Origin of the sequence: Saccharopolyspora griseoalba, assembly GCF_042665275.1 — a bacterium.
GTDB lineage: Bacteria > Actinomycetota > Actinomycetes > Mycobacteriales > Pseudonocardiaceae > Saccharopolyspora > Saccharopolyspora griseoalba.
This window is the reverse complement of sequence record NZ_JBHTCJ010000007.1, coordinates 176,869-192,907: the sequence shown is the minus strand read 5'-3', so window position 1 is coordinate 192,907 and position 16,039 is coordinate 176,869. Positions and strand designations below refer to the sequence as shown.

Here is a 16,039-nt window from a genome sequence, read left to right as displayed (position 1 = left end):
CCCATCAGGAGATGGTCACCTCGCTGGGCAGCTGGAGCGTGCCGCTGAGCGTGGCGCTCGTCCCGCCGTCGCAGACCCCGCTCTCGCTGATCGGGAAGGATTCGCCGGAGTTCGCCGTCAGCTGGTGGGTCCCGTTGTCCCAGCCGTTGCCGGGGACCGACGCGTTGCGAACGGTGATCTCGCAGACCCCGCCGATGTTCACGGTCGCGCTGGCCTGGCTGATGTCCACGCTGGTGGTGCTGGTCGCCGTGGCGAGCCACTGACCGGAGGCGGTCACGGTGGTGCTCGCCGAGGGCATCAGCGTGTTGGTGCAGTTGGTGAAGGTGGGCGGCGCGGCGTTGCCGGCGGAGTCCACGGTGCCCGCGACGGCCGGGTCGCCGCCGGTGGGAGCCAGGACGTTGCCCCCGACGGTGCTGCATCTGACCTCGGTACCGGTGTTCGACCGCATCACCAGCTCCGAGCCGCTCGCGAGCGCGATCGGCTCGACGGTGTTCTGCGGGTTCCACTGCACGGCCTGGACCGACGCCGCCTGCGCGACCGACGCGCCGGCGAGGGACATCGCCGCGATCATCGCCGCGCCCAGAACCCTGTATCGACCGCTGTTCATGCTGACCTCCTGTCGTCGAAGCGCACCCCACCGCCGCCCCCGATTCGAGATTTCCCGCACCGCAGGGGATTTCGGATGACTCATCGGCGATTTCGGGGCGTCACCCGGGAAAACATATAGAAACACGCGTGTTTCTATACCGCAACGGCCAGCTCAGGAGCTCATCGGTGCGCTGCGCAAGCAGGTTCGACCAGCAACGGGGCCAGGCGGGTGAGCTTGTGGGCCAGACGAGCGTGGTCGACCGGTTCCCTGCGTAGCTCCTCGCGAGTGATCTGCCGGACCGCGCCGACCACGAATTCGACCCTGGTGCGGTGCTCCGAGCGCCCGCAGCCGGCGATGAGGTCGACGATTCCGCTGGTCATCCGTTGCTTCGCGGCCAGGATCCGCGGCGTCAGCTCGGGCCGCCCGCCCGCGGCGGCATCGCCGAAGTAGACCCGCGCGGCGTCAGGGTTCTCGGCCAACCAGGTGATGAGCGAATCGACCACGCTCGCGAACCTGTCCGCGCACGCGCGATCCCGCGCGCACGCCTGCCGGCAGGACCGGTGCCAGTCCTCGATCGCGGCCTCCAGGGAGTCCGGCGAATGCGAAACGACGGGATCGGGCTCGCTTTCCGGAATGCGCACCTCAGGAACCGTAGCGGGCCGGTAGCCTTGGCAAAAGGACTTGCCCCTTCGAGGACGAGCGAGGTAGCAGGCAGGTGAGCGCCAGGGCTTCCCGCGAGCGGCGGAAGCTGCCCCCGGGCAGGCACGGCATCCCGGCCGACGAGGTGGCCAGCGACCAGCGCGCGCGCATCCTCGCCGCGGTGACCGCCTCCGTCGGCGAGTCCGGGTACGCCAAGTCGACGGTGGAGGACTTCCTCGGTCGCGCCGGCGTTTCGCGCAAGACCTTCTACCAGCACTTCGCCAACAAGGAAGCGGCCTTCCTGGCCACCTACGACGACCTGGCCGAACGGGTGGTCGCCGCCGCGCAGAAGGCCTACGCCTCGCAGCCGGACTTCGTGGCCAGCGCGCGCGAGGCGCTGGCCGGCGCCCTGCGCGAGCTCGCCGCCGACCCGCACGCCGCGGCGCTGGGGATCGTCGAGGTCTTCGCCGCGGGACCCGCTGCGCTGGAGCGCCGCTCCGAGATCATCGGCAGGCTGACCGAGCTGATCACCGAGCAGACCGAGGACCTGCCGAACACCGCGCCAGGACCGAACTTCACGGCCGAGACCGTCATCGGCGCGGTGCTCGAGGTGCTCTACAACCGGGTGCGGCGCGGCGAGGCGGCTCGACTCCCCGAGCTGCTCCCGGACCTGCTCTACTGCGTCCTGGCGCCCTTCGTCGGCCACGAGCGCGCCGCCGAGGAGCGCGCCGCCGCTCTCGCCGCGGACACCTGACCCCTCCCGCTCGCGCGAACAGGCCGCGAAGCGAACGAGACACGCCCATATAGGGGTTCTCAACAGATCGAAACCCCACATGTAGAGTGATCGACGCTGGTGGTTCACCGGGCCGAACGGGCCCGGTGTGGCAACAGGGAACCCGGTGCGAATCCGGGACTGCCCCGCAGCGGTGTACGGGAACGACCGCCGTCAACGGCACTGGGCGCTCGGCGCCCGGGAAGCGACGGCCAGTAGGTCCGGCCTCCCCGGCCGGCCGCCCGTGAGTCCGAAGACCTGCCACCGGTGCGCGCACGAGGGGTGCGCGCGGTCCGGGACCTCGCGGGAGGGTCCACGCGGACGAGCGGCGGCCTGCGGGGCCGTCGTCCTCGCGTGCTCGCCGCCGGTTCCGGGCAGCACTTCCGAGCTCGCGAGGAGAGAGTCCCGGTGACCGAAACCGCAACACCGCTGGCCGTCCGAGATCCCGGCGCCGAACCCGTCCCGCTGGACTGGGATCGCGTGTCCGCGGTGGTCGAGCAGGCCTGCCGCGGCCTGGACGACGCCCATCCCGAACCCGTGCTGGCCGAGGTCCGCCGCACCGTCTACGACGGCATCAGCAGCGCCGAGCTGGCCGAGGCGCTCACGCTCGCCGCGCGCACCCTGGTGGAGCAGGAGCCGAACTACTCGAGGGTGACCGCGCGGCTGCTGCTGGACGCGCTGCGCGGGGAGGCGCTGAGCTTCCTGGCCGGCGCACCGCAGGAGGCCGATCAGCAGCAGATGCGCGCCCGCTACCGCGACTACTTCGCCGACTACGTCCACCGCGGCGTCGAGCTGGGCGCGCTGGATCCCGAGCTGGCGACGTTCGACCTGGAAAGGCTCGGCGCGGCCATCGAGCCCGACCGCGACCTGGCGTTCGACTTCCTGGGGCTGCAGACGCTCCACGACCGCTACCTGCTCAAGCACGACGGCGCGCGCTACGAGCTGCCGCAGGCGTTCTTCCTGCGGGTCGCCATGGGACTGTCGCTGCGCGAGGACGACCGGGAGGCGCGGGCGATCGAGTTCTACCAGCTGCTGTCGTCGTTCGACTTCATGTGCTCGACCCCGACGCTGTTCAACGCGGGCACCACGCGGCCGCAGCTCTCCTCGTGCTTCCTGACCACCGTCGAGGACGACCTGGAGGCCATCTTCAGCTCGTACCGCACCAACGCGCTGCTGGCCAAGTACTCCGGCGGGCTGGGCAACGACTGGACACCGGTGCGCGGGATCGGTGCGCACATCCGGGGGACCAACGGCGAATCGCAGGGCGTGGTCCCGTTCCTGAAGATCGCCAACGACACGGCGGTGGCGGTCAACCAGGGCGGCAAGCGCAAGGGCGCGGTGTGCGCGTACCTGGAGACCTGGCACATCGACGTCGAGGAGTTCCTCGACCTGCGCAAGAACACCGGTGACGACCGGCGGCGCACGCACGACATGAACACCGCCAACTGGGTTCCCGACGAATTCCTGCGCCGCGTCGAGGCCGACGAGCAGTGGACGCTGTTCTCCCCGGACGAGGTGCCCGACCTGCACGACCTCTACGGCCGGGCCTTCGCCGAGCGCTACCGGGCCTGCGAGGCCGCGGCCGAACGCGGCGAGCTCCGGGTGCACAAGCGGGTTCGGGCCGTCGAGCTGTGGCGGCGGATGCTGACCATGCTCTTCGAGACCGGGCACCCCTGGATCACCTTCAAGGACCCGTGCAACCTGCGCTCCCCGCAGCAGCACGCCGGGGTGGTGCACTCGTCGAACCTGTGCACCGAGATCACGCTGAACACCAGCGCCGACGAGGTCGCGGTCTGCAACCTGGGGTCGATCAACCTCGCCCGGCACGTCACGGCCGACGGGCTGGACCGCGAGCACCTGGCCGCAACCACGCGGACGGCCGTGCGCATGCTCGACAACGTCATCGACATCAACTTCTACACCGTCGACGAAGCCCGGAACTCCAACCTGCGGCACCGCCCGGTGGGCCTCGGGCTGATGGGTCACTCCGACGCGCTGCTGCGGCAGGGCCTGGCGATGTCCTCGGCCGAGGCGGTGGAGTTCGCCGACCGGAGCACCGAGGAGATCTCCTACCACGCGATCGCCGCTTCCGCCCGCCTCGCCGAGGAACGCGGCCGCTACGAGTCCTTCGAGGGCTCGCTGTGGAGCCGGGGGATCCTGCCCATCGACTCGCTGGAGCTGCTCGCGCGCGACCGGGGCGACGACGAGTTCGACCGGTCCACCCGCCTGGACTGGGACGGGCTGCGGGAGCTGGTGCGCGCCAGCGGGATGCGCAACTCCAACGTGATGGCGATCGCGCCGACCGCGACCATCGCGAACATCTGCGGCGTCGGGCAGTCCGTCGAGCCGATCTACCGCAACCTCTACGTGAAGTCGAACATGTCCGGCGAGTTCACCGCGATCAACCCGCACCTGGTCTCCGACCTCAAGCGCGCGGGCCTGTGGGACGAGGCGATGGTCGCCGACCTGAAGCTGCACGACGGCTCGCTCGGCCCCGTCGACCGCGTGCCCGCCGAGCTCAAGACCCGCTACGCCACCGCCTTCGAGGTCGAACCGCGCTGGCTGGTCGAAGCCGCGGCGCGCAGGCAGAAGTGGATCGACCAAGCCCAGTCGCTGAACCTCTACCTGGCCAGGCCCAGCGGCCGCGAGCTCGACCAGCTCTACCGGCTCGCCTGGCGCAAGGGCCTCAAGACCACCTACTACCTGCGCTCGTCGAGCGCCACGCACGTGGAGAAGAGCACGCTGCGCGGCACCGACGGCCGGCTCAACGCCGTGCCCGCGTCCTGCTCCACCACCGAGACCGATTGCGAGTCCTGCCAATGACCTCGGAACCGATGACCACGACCGGACTGGGCACCATCGACCGCGGCGGCGAGCGCGTCGACGTCGCCGACAAGGCGATGATCAACGCGCGCGCGGACGTCAACCAGCTGCTGCCGCTGAAGTACGGCTGGGCCTGGGAGAAGTACCTCAACGGCTGCAGCAACCACTGGATGCCCACCGAGGTGTCGATGCAGGCCGACATCGCGCTGTGGAAGTCCCGCGACGGGCTCACCGACGACGAGCGCACCATGCTCGAGCGCAACCTGGGGTTCTTCGCCACCGCCGAGTCGCTGGTGGCCAACAACATCGTGCTGGCCGTCTACCGGCACCTGACCAACCCCGAGTGCAGGCAGTACCTGCTGCGGCAGGCCTTCGAAGAAGCCGTGCACACGCACACCTTCCAGTACATCTGCGAGAGCCTGGGGCTCGACGAGGGCGAGCTGTTCAACGCCTACCGGGAGGTCCCGTCGATCGCGGACAAGGACGCGTGGGCGCTGCGCTACACCCAGAACCTGGAGAACCCCGAGTTCGCCACCGGGACCCCGGAGGCCGACCAGGCGTTCCTGCGCGATCTCATCGCCTTCTACGTGATCTTCGAGGGCATGTGGTTCTACACCGGCTTCGCGCAGATCCTCTCGCTGGGCAGGCGCAACAAGATGGTCGGCATCGCCGAGCAGTACCAGTACATCCTGCGCGACGAGTCGATCCACCTGAACTTCGGCATCGACTGCATCAACCAGATCAAGCTGGAGAACCCGCACCTGTGGAGCGAGGAGTTCCAGCAGGAGGCCCGCACCATGCTTCGCGAGGCCTGCGAGCTGGAGGCGGCCTACGGCAGGGACACCCTGCCGCGCGGGATGCTCGGGCTCAGCGCCGAGTCGTGCGAGCAGTACATGCGGTTCATCACCAACCGCCGCTGCGCCCAGCTCGGCCTGGAGCCGGTGTTCGAGCCGACCGACAACCCGTTCCCGTGGATGTCGGAGGCGATGGATCTGAAGAAGGAGAAGAACTTCTTCGAAACCCGCGTCACCGAGTACCAGTCCGGCGCCGCTCTCACCTGGGACTGATCCCGCGACCGGGGTGCGGGCGCGCGGCCCGCACCCCGGTCGGGCGCTCCCGCGGGGAGCGGCGGCGTCAGTCGGAGCCGTGGGCCGCGGCCTCCCGGAGCCGGTGGGCCGCCGCCACCAGGTTGGCCAGGGCGGCCTCGGTCTCCGGGTAGTCGCGGGTCTTGAGACCGCAGTCCGGGTTCACCCACAAGCGCTCGGCCGGCACCGCTGCCAGCGCCGCCCGCAGCAGGTCGGCGACCTCGTCGGCGCCTGGCACGCGCGGCGAGTGGATGTCGTAGACGCCCGGCCCGACACCCCGCGCGTAGCCGACCGCGTTGAGGTCGTCGAGCACCTCCATCCGCGACCGGGCGGCCTCGATGCTGGTGACGTCCGCGTCGAGGGCCACGATCGCGTCGATGACGTCGCCGAACTCGGAGTAGCACAGGTGCGTGTGGATCTGCGTGCCGTCGGAGACGCCCGAGGTCGCCAGCCGGAAGGACGCCACCGCCCACTCCAGGTAGGCGGGCCGGTCGGCCGCGCGCAGCGGCAGCAGCTCGCGCAGCGCCGGCTCGTCGACCTGCACCGCGCGGATGCCCGACGCCTCCAGATCGCGCACTTCGTCGCGGATGGCCAGCGCCACCTGCCGGGCGGTCTCGTCGACCGGCTGATCATCGCGGACGAACGACCAGGACAGCATCGTCACCGGCCCGGTGAGCATGCCCTTGAGCGGCTTGTCGGTCAGCCGCTGGGCGTACCTGGCCCACTCGACGGTCATCGGCTCCGGCCGGTGCACGTCGCCGTGCAGCACCGGCGGCCGCACGCAGCGCGAACCGTAGGACTGCACCCAGCCGTGGTCGGTCGTGGCGAACCCGGCCAGCTGCTCGGCGAAGAACTGGACCATGTCGCTGCGCTCGGGTTCGCCGTGCACCAGCACGTCCAGCCCGAGCTTCTCCTGCAGGCGCACCACGCGCTCGATCTCCTCGCGCATCCGCTGCCGGTACTCGTCCGGCTCGATGCGCCCGGCGCGCAGCGCGGCGCGCGCCTTGCGCACGTCGGTGGTCTGCGGGAATGACCCGATCGTGGTGGTCGGCAGCGGCGGCAGCCGCAACGACCGCTGCTGGGCGGCGGACCGCTGCCGGTAGTCGCCGCGCCGCGCGTGCTCCGGGCGCAACGACGCCACCCGCGCCCGCACCCGCTGGTCCCGGCTCGCACCCGTCCGCGAGGCCACCGCCGACCGCGCGCGATCGAGCTCGGCGCGCACGCCCTCCCGGCCCTCGCGCAGCGCGCGGCCGAGCAGCACGACCTCGCCGACCTTCTGCCGCGCGAACGCCAACCACTCCCGCACCTGGGGATCCAGGTCGGTTTCCGCGTCGACGTCGTAGGGCACGTGCAGCAGCGAGCACGAGGTGCCCACGGCGACCTCCCCGGCCATGCCGAGCAGGGTGGCCGCGGTGGTCAGCGCGCGGTCCAGATCGGTGCGCCACACGTTGCGACCGTCGACCAGCCCCGCGACGAGGGTCTTGTCCCGCATCCCGCGCAACCCGGGCAACCGGTCCAGCGCACCCGGGCCGGCGACGAGGTCCACGGCGATCGCCTCGACCGGCGAGTCGGCCAGCACCGGCAGCGCCTCACCCAGCTCGCCGAAGTAACCCGCGACCAGCAGCTCCGGCCGGTCAGCGCGATCGCCGAGCCGGCGGTAGGCGTTGCGCAGCACCTCCAGCTCCTCGGCCGTGCGGTCGACGGCCAGAGCTGGCTCGTCCAGCTGGACCCATTCGGCCCCGGCCTCGCGCAGCTCGGCGAGCAGCCGCGCGTAGGCGTCGAGCAGCTCGGGCAGCTTGTCCAGCGGCCGGAAGGACTCCGGCGCGCCCTCGGCCGACTTGGCGAGCAGCAGGAAGGTCAACGGCCCGACGAGCACCGGCCGGGTCTCAACTCCGAGCTTGCGGGCTTCCCGGAAGTCGTCGACCGGCGTGCGGTCGGCGAGCTCGAACCGGGTGTCCGGGCCGATCTCGGGAACCAGGTAGTGGTAGTTGGTGTCGAACCACTTCGTCATCTCCAGCGGCGGCGCGCTGGCCGTGCCGCGGGCCATGGCGAAGTAGGTGTCCAGCGCGCTCAGGCCCAGCTCGGCGTGCCGGGGCGGCACGGCGCCGAAGGTGAAGGCCGCGTCGAGCACCTGGTCGTAGAACGAGAAGGTGTTCCCCGGGATCGAGTCGAGCCCGGCCGCGGCGAGATCGCGCCAGGTGCCCGCGCGCAGCCGGCGCGCCACCGACCGCAGCTCGCTCTCGTCGCAGCGACCCGCCCAGTAGTTCTCCAGCGCCCGCTTGAGCTCCCGGTTCGGGCCGATCCGGGGAAATCCGAGCACGGTGGATCCGATGAATGTCAACGCTCTCTCCTCGCGAGCTAGACGTCCACCGAGGCTTCGCGAGGGCGCGGACCAGCGACGACCACGGCCGCTGGAACGTCCGCCAGGTCCTCCCGCGAGACCTCGGACCACGCGCACCGGCGGTGCGCGTACCGGTGGCAGGTCTTCGGACTCGCGGGCGCGCCCGGCCGGAGCCGGGATTCCTACCGGCCGTCGCTTCCCGGACCTGCGTCCAGTGCTGATGACGGCTTTCGTTCCCACTCACCGCTGCGGGGCAGTCCTGGACTCGCACCAGGTTCCCTCTTGCCTCACCGCCCGCAGCGCGTGCGAGCGGTGAACCACCGGCAACGTCAGGCTAACCCGGGAGGACTCGGCCGAACAGCCCCGAGCACCGGCGATCTCGATCACGTGATGTGCGGGTTGGACCCGATGCTGAACGGAGTGCCGAACGGGTCGCGCGCGTTGGCCAGCCGCCCGTACTCCATGTCGAAGGCGTCGTCCGCGCTCCCACCGGCCTCGCGGATGCGGGCGACCGCGGCATCGGCGTCGGTGACGGCGAACAGCACGCCCCACTCCGACTTCTCCGCCGACGGGTCGCCGAGGATTCCACCGATCTCGTGACCGTCCGGGCGCCGCAGGAAGGTGAAGTCGGCACCCTCGAGCTGCGAATCACCGTCCAGGGTGAAGCCGAAGACCTCGGAGTAGAAGTCCCGAGCCGGGCCCGGCTGCGGGGTGACCAGGTCGTTGCGCAGCAGGCTGTTGGGCTCGTTGACGATCTGCGAGCCGATGTGCTGGCCCGCCTGCCAGAGCGAGAAGTGCCCGCCGGTGGGGTCGCGGAGCACGGCCATCTTCCCGTGCTCCATCACCTGCATGGGTTCCTGCAGCAGCTCGGCCCCGGCGGCCTTGGCCCGGTTCGCGGTGGCCTCGCAGTCGTCCACCGCGAAGTAGAGGTTCCACCAGTAGGCGACCGGATCGGCGTCGACGTTCTGCATCAGCGCGGCGACCGGCTTGTCGCGCAGCAAGCACATCGTGTAGTGGCCGGTGTCGGCGTCGCCCCTGGTGAACTCCCAGCCGAACACCGCGCCGTAGAAGCCGGTCGCCCGGTCCAGGTCCGGAATCCCCAGGTCGATCCAGGTCGGCGTGCCCTCGGGTTGTGCCTCGTTCAGCTCCGGCATGACGTTCCCCCTTCGTCGCTTCCAGCAGCGACGGTAGACACACCCACCGACGAGCGCGCGGGGGATCAGTCCTCGAGGCGACTGCGCTCGCGCGCCCTCGCGGCGGCGGCCGAGGTCTTGGGCAGCTCGATGACCCCGGTGTCCGCGGTGTGCTCCGGCCTGCTCGAGCCCGCCTCGGCGGCGGGTTCGGGCTCCACCGGCTGCGGCTCGGGTTCCGGCGCGGCTTCGGCGGGCGCGGGCCGCTGGACCGGCTCGGCGGGCTGGGCGAAGAACGCGGACCCGGCCAGCGCACCGGTCCAGGTGTCGGGCTCGCGGATCTCGTTGACGCCGGTGACGATCATGCCGGGTGCGACGTCCTTGGTGACGGTGGCCCCGGCGCAGACGTAGCTGCCGCGGCCGATGGTGACCCCGCCGACGACCTTCGCGCCCCAACCGACGAACACGCGGTCCTCAAGCACCGGGGCGGCGTCCTGCTCCAGCGGCGCGCCCGGGTCGAGCCTGCGGTGCACCAGGTCGCCGTAGACCTGGCAGCCATCGCCGATCCGGCTGCGCGCGGCGATGGTGGCGGCGCTGATGGCGCAGCCGTCGCCGATCACGGCGTTGGCGCCGACCGAAGCGCGGTGGGTGAGCACCACGCGGTCGCCGACGCTGGCGCCGTCCTCGATCCAGCAGTAGGCGTCCAGCGTGCAGTCGGCGCCCAGCTGCGACTCCTCGCCGATCAGGCTGAAGTGCGCGATCTCGCAGCGCTCGCCGACCGCGGCGGGCCGGTCGAGCCGGTCCCACGAGCGACCCGGCCGGAACGGTTCGCCGACCCGGGCCGTGGAGGCGACCCACGCCGACTCGGCGATGTGCACGCGCTCTGTCCGCAAAGCTGCTCCCTCGTCACGACCCGGCGACCGATCGCGCCAAGTCTAGGAAGCCGCTCGGCGAAGTCGATCAACGCCCCCGAGCTCGTCAGCACCGCCCCGACCATGAGCCGGTCGGAAGAGCGTTCCCCCGGTGATGCGGGCATCCGAGGCGCCTCCTCGGCGCTGCTCGGGCATGCGACGCGCCGATGTCCCAGACATCAGGAGGTGCCCGGGTTCCGCCGCTGGCACGCCGAGCGGAGCGTTTCCGCGCAGCTCCTAGGTCGCCGGGTGCCACTCGTGCAGGCGGGTCGCGGGGTTCTGCAGATCCGGCGTCCCGGTGGCGTGGTTGATCACCGGCACCCGCATCAACAGCCCGAAGTTCGCCGCCTCGCCGAACCGCCCGGTCACGTACTCGTGGTTGCGCGCGCGGATCTTCGGATCGGTCAGCGACCGCACGGCGCCGAACCCGCCGCGGGTGAACACCCCGCTGCAGATGGTCAAGGTGCGCCGGATGTTGTTCGGGTTCGGGATCCGGACGAGCATCCCGACGTCCTCGATCAGCAGCCCGTGGCGGAACACCGGCTTGAGCCGCCGCGGCGGCTCCCCGGCGAGTTCGAAGACCTCCCCGTCCGGCACCGAGTCGTCACCGACCTGGCGCACCGGCCACTCCGCGGTCAACGCCCCCACCCACGGGTTGATCAGACCGCTGCCCAGGAACACCAGATGCGCGCGCAGGTCGTCGTCCGCCAGCTTGCGGGCCAGCTGGATGCCCACGTCCGAGCCCGGGTTCAGCGCGCGCACGTGGCCGAACAGCTCCACGGCGGCGTCCAGGTCCGAGTGCGCGGTCAGGCCGACGTAGTTGAGCTGCTCCACCGAGGCCGCGGGCGACATCGACTCGGCCGACAGCTCCCCCGTCACGATGCGCACCGGTCCCTCGTCGCGGAACCGCCAGAAGTCCAGCGCCCCCGAACCCGCTGGCACCGGGTCCTTCCCGGCCGCGCGCAGCCGCTCCAGCTCGCGCTTGAGCCGGTTGCGCTCGGAGCGCTGCTCGGCCGACAGCGAATCGAGCTCGGGCAGCCGGGCGTCGGCGTCCGCGGCGAAGTAGGTGGCGTAGTCGGCGAGCCTGCGCATCGTCGGGATCTTCACCCCGCCCTCCCAGGAGGAGATGCTCGAAACCGCCACCCCGAGCGCCCTTCCGAGCTCGCTCTGGGTCAACCGCCGCTCCTCGCGCAGCTCGCGCAGCCGCGAACCGAGCTCCGCGGTCCCGCCGAGCGCTTCCGGTCGCGCCATCTCGCCGCTCCTTCAACCGCACCGGTCGAATTTCACCGAATTTCACCCTACCAGTGAAGACCAGCGCGCTCGGGTGATTTTCCACCGCGCCGCAACGCTTCTCGGCCGAGCGGCGTTGACCTTCCCAAAACGCAGTCGTAATCTGGTCGCTCCGCATTTTTCGCGGACCGGGCGAAAGCTTCAACGGTGAAGTGAAATTTCGCCGCGTGCCGAGGAATTTCGCCATCTCGGTTCACGCCCTCGCGAGGCCGGCAGACCGTCGGCCGACGTGCGAGCGCCCCCGGTCCTCGTCTGGCCACGACCCGGGGGCGCTGCGCAATCCCGAACCCCCGCAATCCGGGGATCAATTCCGAAAAAGGGAGACTCGCCTTGGTAAGCATACCTTCGGCGGTGCTGCTCGCAAGCGACCCACAGGTCGCCGCCGCACCCCTCTCCGCTGTTCTGCAAGGAATGCTGCTCGGCGTCCTGGTCGCGCTGTTCGCGGCCGCTGCGGTGCTGAGCCGCGCGGTCGCCGGGCTGGTGCAGTTCGCCAGGTCCGTGCTCGGTCCCCCGCTGACCGTGTTCACCGCGCTGATCGTGCTGGCCGCCGTGCTCCTGCTCGGCAACGCGGTCGGCACCTGACCTGCCCGCCCAGGCGGACCTGGCCACCAGGTCCGCCCCGCCGCGGGCGAGCGCCCTCCCGCTGGGCGGGAGGAACCGCCCAGGCGGTCGGATCACGTTTTCAACACCTGTTCGCGATTCGCCCGCCGTACCGTTGCACCTGCACACCCACTCGGTTAGCTTCCGGCCATGGGTGCCGACATCAGCTCCGAATTCCGCTCGATCCCCGACCTGCTGCGTCATCGAGTCCAGCGATCGGGCTCGGCCGAGGCCTTCCGCTTCCCCGTCGACGAGGAGTGGCGGAGCCTGACGTGGGATCAGACCTGGGACCGGGCCCGCGCGATCGCCCTGGGACTGCACTCGCTCGGCGTGGAATCCGAGCAGCGGTGCGGAATCCTGGCCAGCACGCGGATCGACTGGATCCTGGCCGACATGGGAATCCTGTGCGCGGGCGCGGCGACCACCACGATCTACCCGACCACCACCGCGGAGGGCTGCGCCCACATCGTCGGCGACTCCGGTTCGGTCGTGGTCTTCGCCGAGGACGACGAGCAGGTCGACAAGCTGCGCTCGGTGCGCGAGCAGGTCCCCGAGCTGCGCAAGGTCATCACCTTCGACGGCACCGCCGACGGGGACTGGGTGATCACCCTCGACGAGCTGGAGCGCCGCGGCCGCGAGCTGGCCGACTCCGAACCCGACCTGTTCGACCGGATCATCGGGGCGGTCGAGCCCGAGCACCTGGCCACGCTGATCTACACCTCGGGGACCACCGGCAACCCCAAGGGCGTCCGGCTGGTGCACGCCAACTGGCTCTACGAGGCCGAGGCGATCCACGCGGCCGGCGAGCTCTCCGCCGACGACGTGCAGTACCTGTGGCTGCCGCTGTCGCACGTGTTCGGCAAGGTGCTGCAGGTCGCGCAGCTGCGCGAGGGATTCCTGACCGCGGTCGACGGGCGCGTCGAGAAGATCGTGGACAACCTCGCCGCGGTGCGCCCGACGTTCGTGGCCGGTGCGCCGCGGATCTTCGAGAAGGTCTACAACAAGGTCGTGCTGCAGGCCAAGGAGGGCGGCGCGGCCAAGTACCGCATCTTCCGGTGGGCCTGCGACGTCGGCCTGCGCGTCTCCCGGATGCAGCGCGCGGGCGAGCGGCCGGGCGCGCTGCTCAAGGCCCAGCACGCGCTGGCCGACCGGCTGGTGTTCGCCAAGCTGCGGGAGAAGTTCGGCGGCCGGTTGCGCTACTTCATCTCCGGCAGCGCCGCGTTGGCACCCGACATCGCGGAGTTCTTCCACGCCGCCGGCATCCTCATCGCGGAGGGCTACGGGCTCACCGAGACCAGCGCGGCCAGCTTCGTCAACCGGCACGACGACTACCGGCTGGGCTGGGTCGGGAAGCCGTTCCCGGGCACCGAGGTCCGCATCGCCGAGGACGGCGAGGTGCTGCTGCGCGGCGGCGGGGTGATGCGCGGTTACCACAACCGGCCGGAGGAGACCGCCGAGGTGATCGACGCCGACGGCTGGTTCCACACCGGTGACATCGGCGAGCTCGACGGCGAGTTCCTTCGCATCACCGACCGGAAGAAGGACCTGATCAAGACCTCCGGCGGCAAGTACGTCGCGCCGCAGTCGGTGGAGGGCAAGCTCAAGGCGCTGTGCCCGTACGTGAGCAACGTGGTGGTCTTCGGCAACGACCGGCCCTACTGCACGGCGCTGGTCACCCTCGACGAGGAGACGATCGTGCCGTGGGCGCGGGAGAACGGCCTCGGCGAGCTCGGCTACGCGCAGCTGGCCGCGCACCCGAAGGTCGAGGAGCTGATCGATTCGGCGGTCGAGGAGCTCAACGCCGGGCTGCCGCGGCACGAGACGATCAAGCGCTGGACGGCCCTGACCCGCGAGCTGACCGTGGAGGACGGCGAGGTCACGCCGAGCATGAAGATCAAGCGCAAGGCCGTGGCGCAGAACCACGATCAGGCCGTGGCCGCGATGTACCCGGACACCGTCGAGTCGCTGTAGCGGTCGTGCCGGGAACCGGTCCGGTTCCCGGCACCGCCGTCAGAACCCGACGCGGTCCTTGCCCTTGAGCTGGAGGATCTGCCGCGCCTCGTCGGGGGTGGCGATCTCGAGGTTGAGCGCTTCGAGCACGGTGCGGATGCGGGTGACCTGGTCGGCGTTGGTCTTGGCCAGCTCGCCGGGGCCGATCCACAGCGAGTCCTCCAGGCCGACGCGCACGTGCGAGCCCTGCGCGGCACCGATGGTCGCCAGCGGGATCTGGTTGCGCCCGGCGCCGAGGATGGACCACTCGTAGTCCGCGCCGAGCAGCCGGTTGGCGGTGCGGCGCATGTGCATCAGGTCCTCGGGGTCGGCGCCGATGCCGCCGAGCAGCCCGAACACCGACTGCACGAACATCGGGCCGCGCACCAGTCCCCTGCCCAGGAAGTGCGCGAGGTTGCTCAGGTGCGCGATGTCGTAGCACTCGAACTCGAATCGGGTGTCGTTGTCCGCGCCGATGCCCAGGATCGTCTCGATGTCGGCGAAGGTGTTCTTGAACACCAGGTCCCGGCTGTTCTCCAGGGCCTCGCGCTCCCAGTCGTGCTGGAACTCGGTGAAGCGCTCCAGCATCGGGTAGAGCCCGAAGTTCATCGAACCCATGTTCAGCGAGGCCAGCTCGGGCTGGAAGACCTCGGCGGGCTTCATCCGCTCCCGCACGCTCATGTGCGGCGAGCCGCCGGTGGTGATGTTGATGACCGCGTCGGTGTGGTCCTTGAGCCCGGACAGGATCGACGCGAAGTGGTCCGGGTTCTGCGAGGGGCGCCCGTCGCGCGGATCCCTGGCGTGCAGGTGCACCACCGCGGCCCCGGCCTCGGCCGCCCCGAGCGCGGCCTCGGTGATCTCCTCCGGGGAGACCGGCAGGTGCTCGGACATCGACGGCGTGTGGATGGCGCCGGTGACGGCGCAGGTGATGACGACCTTGCGAGCCACGCTGGGACCCCTCCTAGTAGAGCTTCTCGGTGTTGCCGTCGACGGCCATCACCTGACCGCTGACGTTGCGCGAGCGCGGGCCCGCGAGGAAGGCGGCCATCTCGGCGATGTCGTCGGCCTGGACCATCCGCCGCATCGAGGACTGGTCCTCGTAGAGCGCGGTGATCTCCTCGACCGGGCGCTGCAGCATGCGCGCCTTGGCCTCGATGACCGACCGGATGCGCGGACCGTCGACCGCGCCGGGGCAGATCGCGTTGGCCCGGATGCCCTCCGGGCCGAGCTCGATGGCCAGGGTCTTGGTGAACCCGACGACCGCCCACTTCGACGACGAGTAGGCGCTGCGCCCGGCCATGCCCAGCCGCCCGGCCGCCGAGGACAGGTTGATGATCGAGGGCTCGGCACCGGCGCGCAGCAGCCGCAGCCCGTGCTTGACGCAGTAGAACTGGCTGTGCGTGTTGACCGCGAAGGTCCTGGCCCACTCGGCGCTGTCGATCTCGTCGACCGGTCCGGTCGGCCCGGCGATGCCCGCGTTGTTCACCAGCACGTCCAGCGCGCCGAGCTCGCCCCCGACGGCCGAGACCAGCGAGCGCACCGCGTCCTCGTCGGCGGCGTCGGAGACCCGCGCGAGCAACCCGGCCGAGTCGGCCTCGGCCACCGCCGCCTCGTCGACGTCGGTGACCACCACCCGCGCCCCGAGCTCCTGGAACCGATCCGCGATCGCCCGTCCGATGCCCCGAGCACCGGCGGTCACCAGCGCCCGTCTGCCCGCGAGCTCCATGTCGAACTCCTTCCGCCACCCGCAACGTAGAGCCCCGAACGCCGCTCCCCAAGCCGAGACTCGCCCGCAGCCGAGCTCCGCCGGGCCGGAGGTTCGAGGTTGACCGCATGGTGGGACGAAGTCCAGAGAATCCGCGGTGGCGCT

The 16,039-nt window shown here is 70.8% G+C and carries 13 protein-coding genes and 2 riboswitches; of the genes, 5 read left to right on the top strand and 8 right to left on the bottom strand.

Annotated features, from left to right (window positions below):
* Positions 1-4: 4 nt before the first annotated feature.
* Positions 5-607 carry a hypothetical protein gene (locus ACFQRI_RS15555; RefSeq protein ID WP_380669084.1) on the bottom strand — a complete coding sequence of 201 codons (603 nt, stop codon included), beginning with the start codon at positions 605-607 and terminating at the stop codon, positions 5-7.
* 161 nt (positions 608-768) lie between these two features.
* Positions 769-1,092, bottom strand: coding sequence for a hypothetical protein (locus tag ACFQRI_RS15550; RefSeq protein WP_380669082.1), 324 nt, complete (start codon positions 1,090-1,092; stop codon positions 769-771).
* Positions 1,093-1,304: 212 nt separating this feature from the next.
* On the opposite strand from ACFQRI_RS15550, the gene ACFQRI_RS15545 reads away from it, so the two are divergent.
* The 3 genes from ACFQRI_RS15545 to ACFQRI_RS15535 all read left to right on the top strand — a co-directional run bounded on the left by ACFQRI_RS15545 (position 1,305) and on the right by ACFQRI_RS15535 (position 5,890).
* Positions 1,305-1,982: a TetR/AcrR family transcriptional regulator gene (locus ACFQRI_RS15545; protein WP_380669080.1), complete on the top strand. Its 678-nt coding sequence runs from the start codon at positions 1,305-1,307 to the stop codon at positions 1,980-1,982.
* 83 nt (positions 1,983-2,065) lie between these two features.
* Positions 2,066-2,280: riboswitch (cobalamin riboswitch) on the top strand.
* Positions 2,281-2,408: 128 nt separating this feature from the next.
* Positions 2,409-4,823, top strand: coding sequence for a ribonucleoside-diphosphate reductase subunit alpha (locus ACFQRI_RS15540; RefSeq protein WP_380669078.1), 2,415 nt, complete (start codon positions 2,409-2,411; stop codon positions 4,821-4,823).
* 11 nt (positions 4,824-4,834) lie between these two features.
* On the top strand, positions 4,835-5,890 hold the full coding sequence (locus tag ACFQRI_RS15535; RefSeq protein ID WP_380669076.1) for a ribonucleotide-diphosphate reductase subunit beta: 1,056 nt from the start codon (positions 4,835-4,837) through the stop codon (positions 5,888-5,890).
* 67 nt (positions 5,891-5,957) lie between these two features.
* Here the strand turns inward: ACFQRI_RS15535 and metE are convergent, their stop codons facing one another.
* The 4 genes from metE to ACFQRI_RS15515 all read right to left on the bottom strand — a co-directional run bounded on the left by metE (position 5,958) and on the right by ACFQRI_RS15515 (position 11,541).
* Entirely contained in the window at positions 5,958-8,249 is a 2,292-nt protein-coding gene (metE, locus tag ACFQRI_RS15530) for a 5-methyltetrahydropteroyltriglutamate--homocysteine S-methyltransferase (protein ID WP_380669074.1), read from the bottom strand.
* A 119-nt stretch (positions 8,250-8,368) separates the two neighbouring features.
* A riboswitch (cobalamin riboswitch) is annotated at positions 8,369-8,586 on the bottom strand.
* A 46-nt stretch (positions 8,587-8,632) separates the two neighbouring features.
* Entirely contained in the window at positions 8,633-9,403 is a 771-nt protein-coding gene (locus ACFQRI_RS15525; protein WP_380669072.1) for a VOC family protein, read from the bottom strand.
* Positions 9,404-9,468: 65 nt separating this feature from the next.
* Positions 9,469-10,272: a DapH/DapD/GlmU-related protein gene (locus tag ACFQRI_RS15520; protein WP_380669070.1), complete on the bottom strand. Its 804-nt coding sequence runs from the start codon at positions 10,270-10,272 to the stop codon at positions 9,469-9,471.
* Between the two features lie 255 nt (positions 10,273-10,527).
* Positions 10,528-11,541, bottom strand: a complete 1,014-nt coding sequence (locus tag ACFQRI_RS15515) for a helix-turn-helix domain-containing protein (protein ID WP_380669068.1) — start codon at positions 11,539-11,541, stop codon at positions 10,528-10,530.
* Between the two features lie 450 nt (positions 11,542-11,991).
* Here ACFQRI_RS15515 and ACFQRI_RS15510 point away from each other — a divergent pair, with 450 nt between their 5' ends.
* Positions 11,992-12,162, top strand: a complete 171-nt coding sequence (locus tag ACFQRI_RS15510) for a hypothetical protein (RefSeq protein ID WP_380669066.1) — start codon at positions 11,992-11,994, stop codon at positions 12,160-12,162.
* A gap of 168 nt (positions 12,163-12,330) precedes the next feature.
* Positions 12,331-14,151 (top strand): AMP-dependent synthetase/ligase, encoded by a 1,821-nt coding sequence (locus ACFQRI_RS15505; RefSeq protein ID WP_380669064.1) that lies wholly within the window; start codon positions 12,331-12,333, stop codon positions 14,149-14,151.
* A 39-nt stretch (positions 14,152-14,190) separates the two neighbouring features.
* Here ACFQRI_RS15505 and kce read toward each other — a convergent pair whose 3' ends face one another.
* Positions 14,191-15,117: a 3,5-dioxohexanoate:acetyl-CoA acetone transferase gene (gene kce, locus ACFQRI_RS15500; protein WP_380669062.1), complete on the bottom strand. Its 927-nt coding sequence runs from the start codon at positions 15,115-15,117 to the stop codon at positions 14,191-14,193.
* A gap of 13 nt (positions 15,118-15,130) precedes the next feature.
* Positions 15,131-15,895, bottom strand: coding sequence for an SDR family oxidoreductase (locus ACFQRI_RS15495; RefSeq protein ID WP_380669060.1), 765 nt, complete (start codon positions 15,893-15,895; stop codon positions 15,131-15,133).
* Positions 15,896-16,039 lie beyond the last annotated feature (144 nt).

What these genes read in the sequence shown, in the direction of transcription:
- ACFQRI_RS15515 (WP_380669068.1), bottom strand. Translation starts at nt 11,541, where the DNA reads ATGGCGCGACCGGAAGCGCTCGGCGGGACCGCGGAGCTCGGTTCGCGG.
- ACFQRI_RS15495 (WP_380669060.1), bottom strand. Translation starts at nt 15,895, where the DNA reads ATGGAGCTCGCGGGCAGACGGGCGCTGGTGACCGCCGGTGCTCGGGGC.
- ACFQRI_RS15510 (WP_380669066.1), top strand. Translation starts at nt 11,992, where the DNA reads ATGCTGCTCGGCGTCCTGGTCGCGCTGTTCGCGGCCGCTGCGGTGCTG.
- ACFQRI_RS15505 (WP_380669064.1), top strand. Translation starts at nt 12,331, where the DNA reads ATGGGTGCCGACATCAGCTCCGAATTCCGCTCGATCCCCGACCTGCTG.
- ACFQRI_RS15535 (WP_380669076.1), top strand. Translation starts at nt 4,835, where the DNA reads ATGACCACGACCGGACTGGGCACCATCGACCGCGGCGGCGAGCGCGTC.
- ACFQRI_RS15555 (WP_380669084.1), bottom strand. Translation starts at nt 607, where the DNA reads ATGAACAGCGGTCGATACAGGGTTCTGGGCGCGGCGATGATCGCGGCG.
- ACFQRI_RS15525 (WP_380669072.1), bottom strand. Translation starts at nt 9,403, where the DNA reads ATGCCGGAGCTGAACGAGGCACAACCCGAGGGCACGCCGACCTGGATC.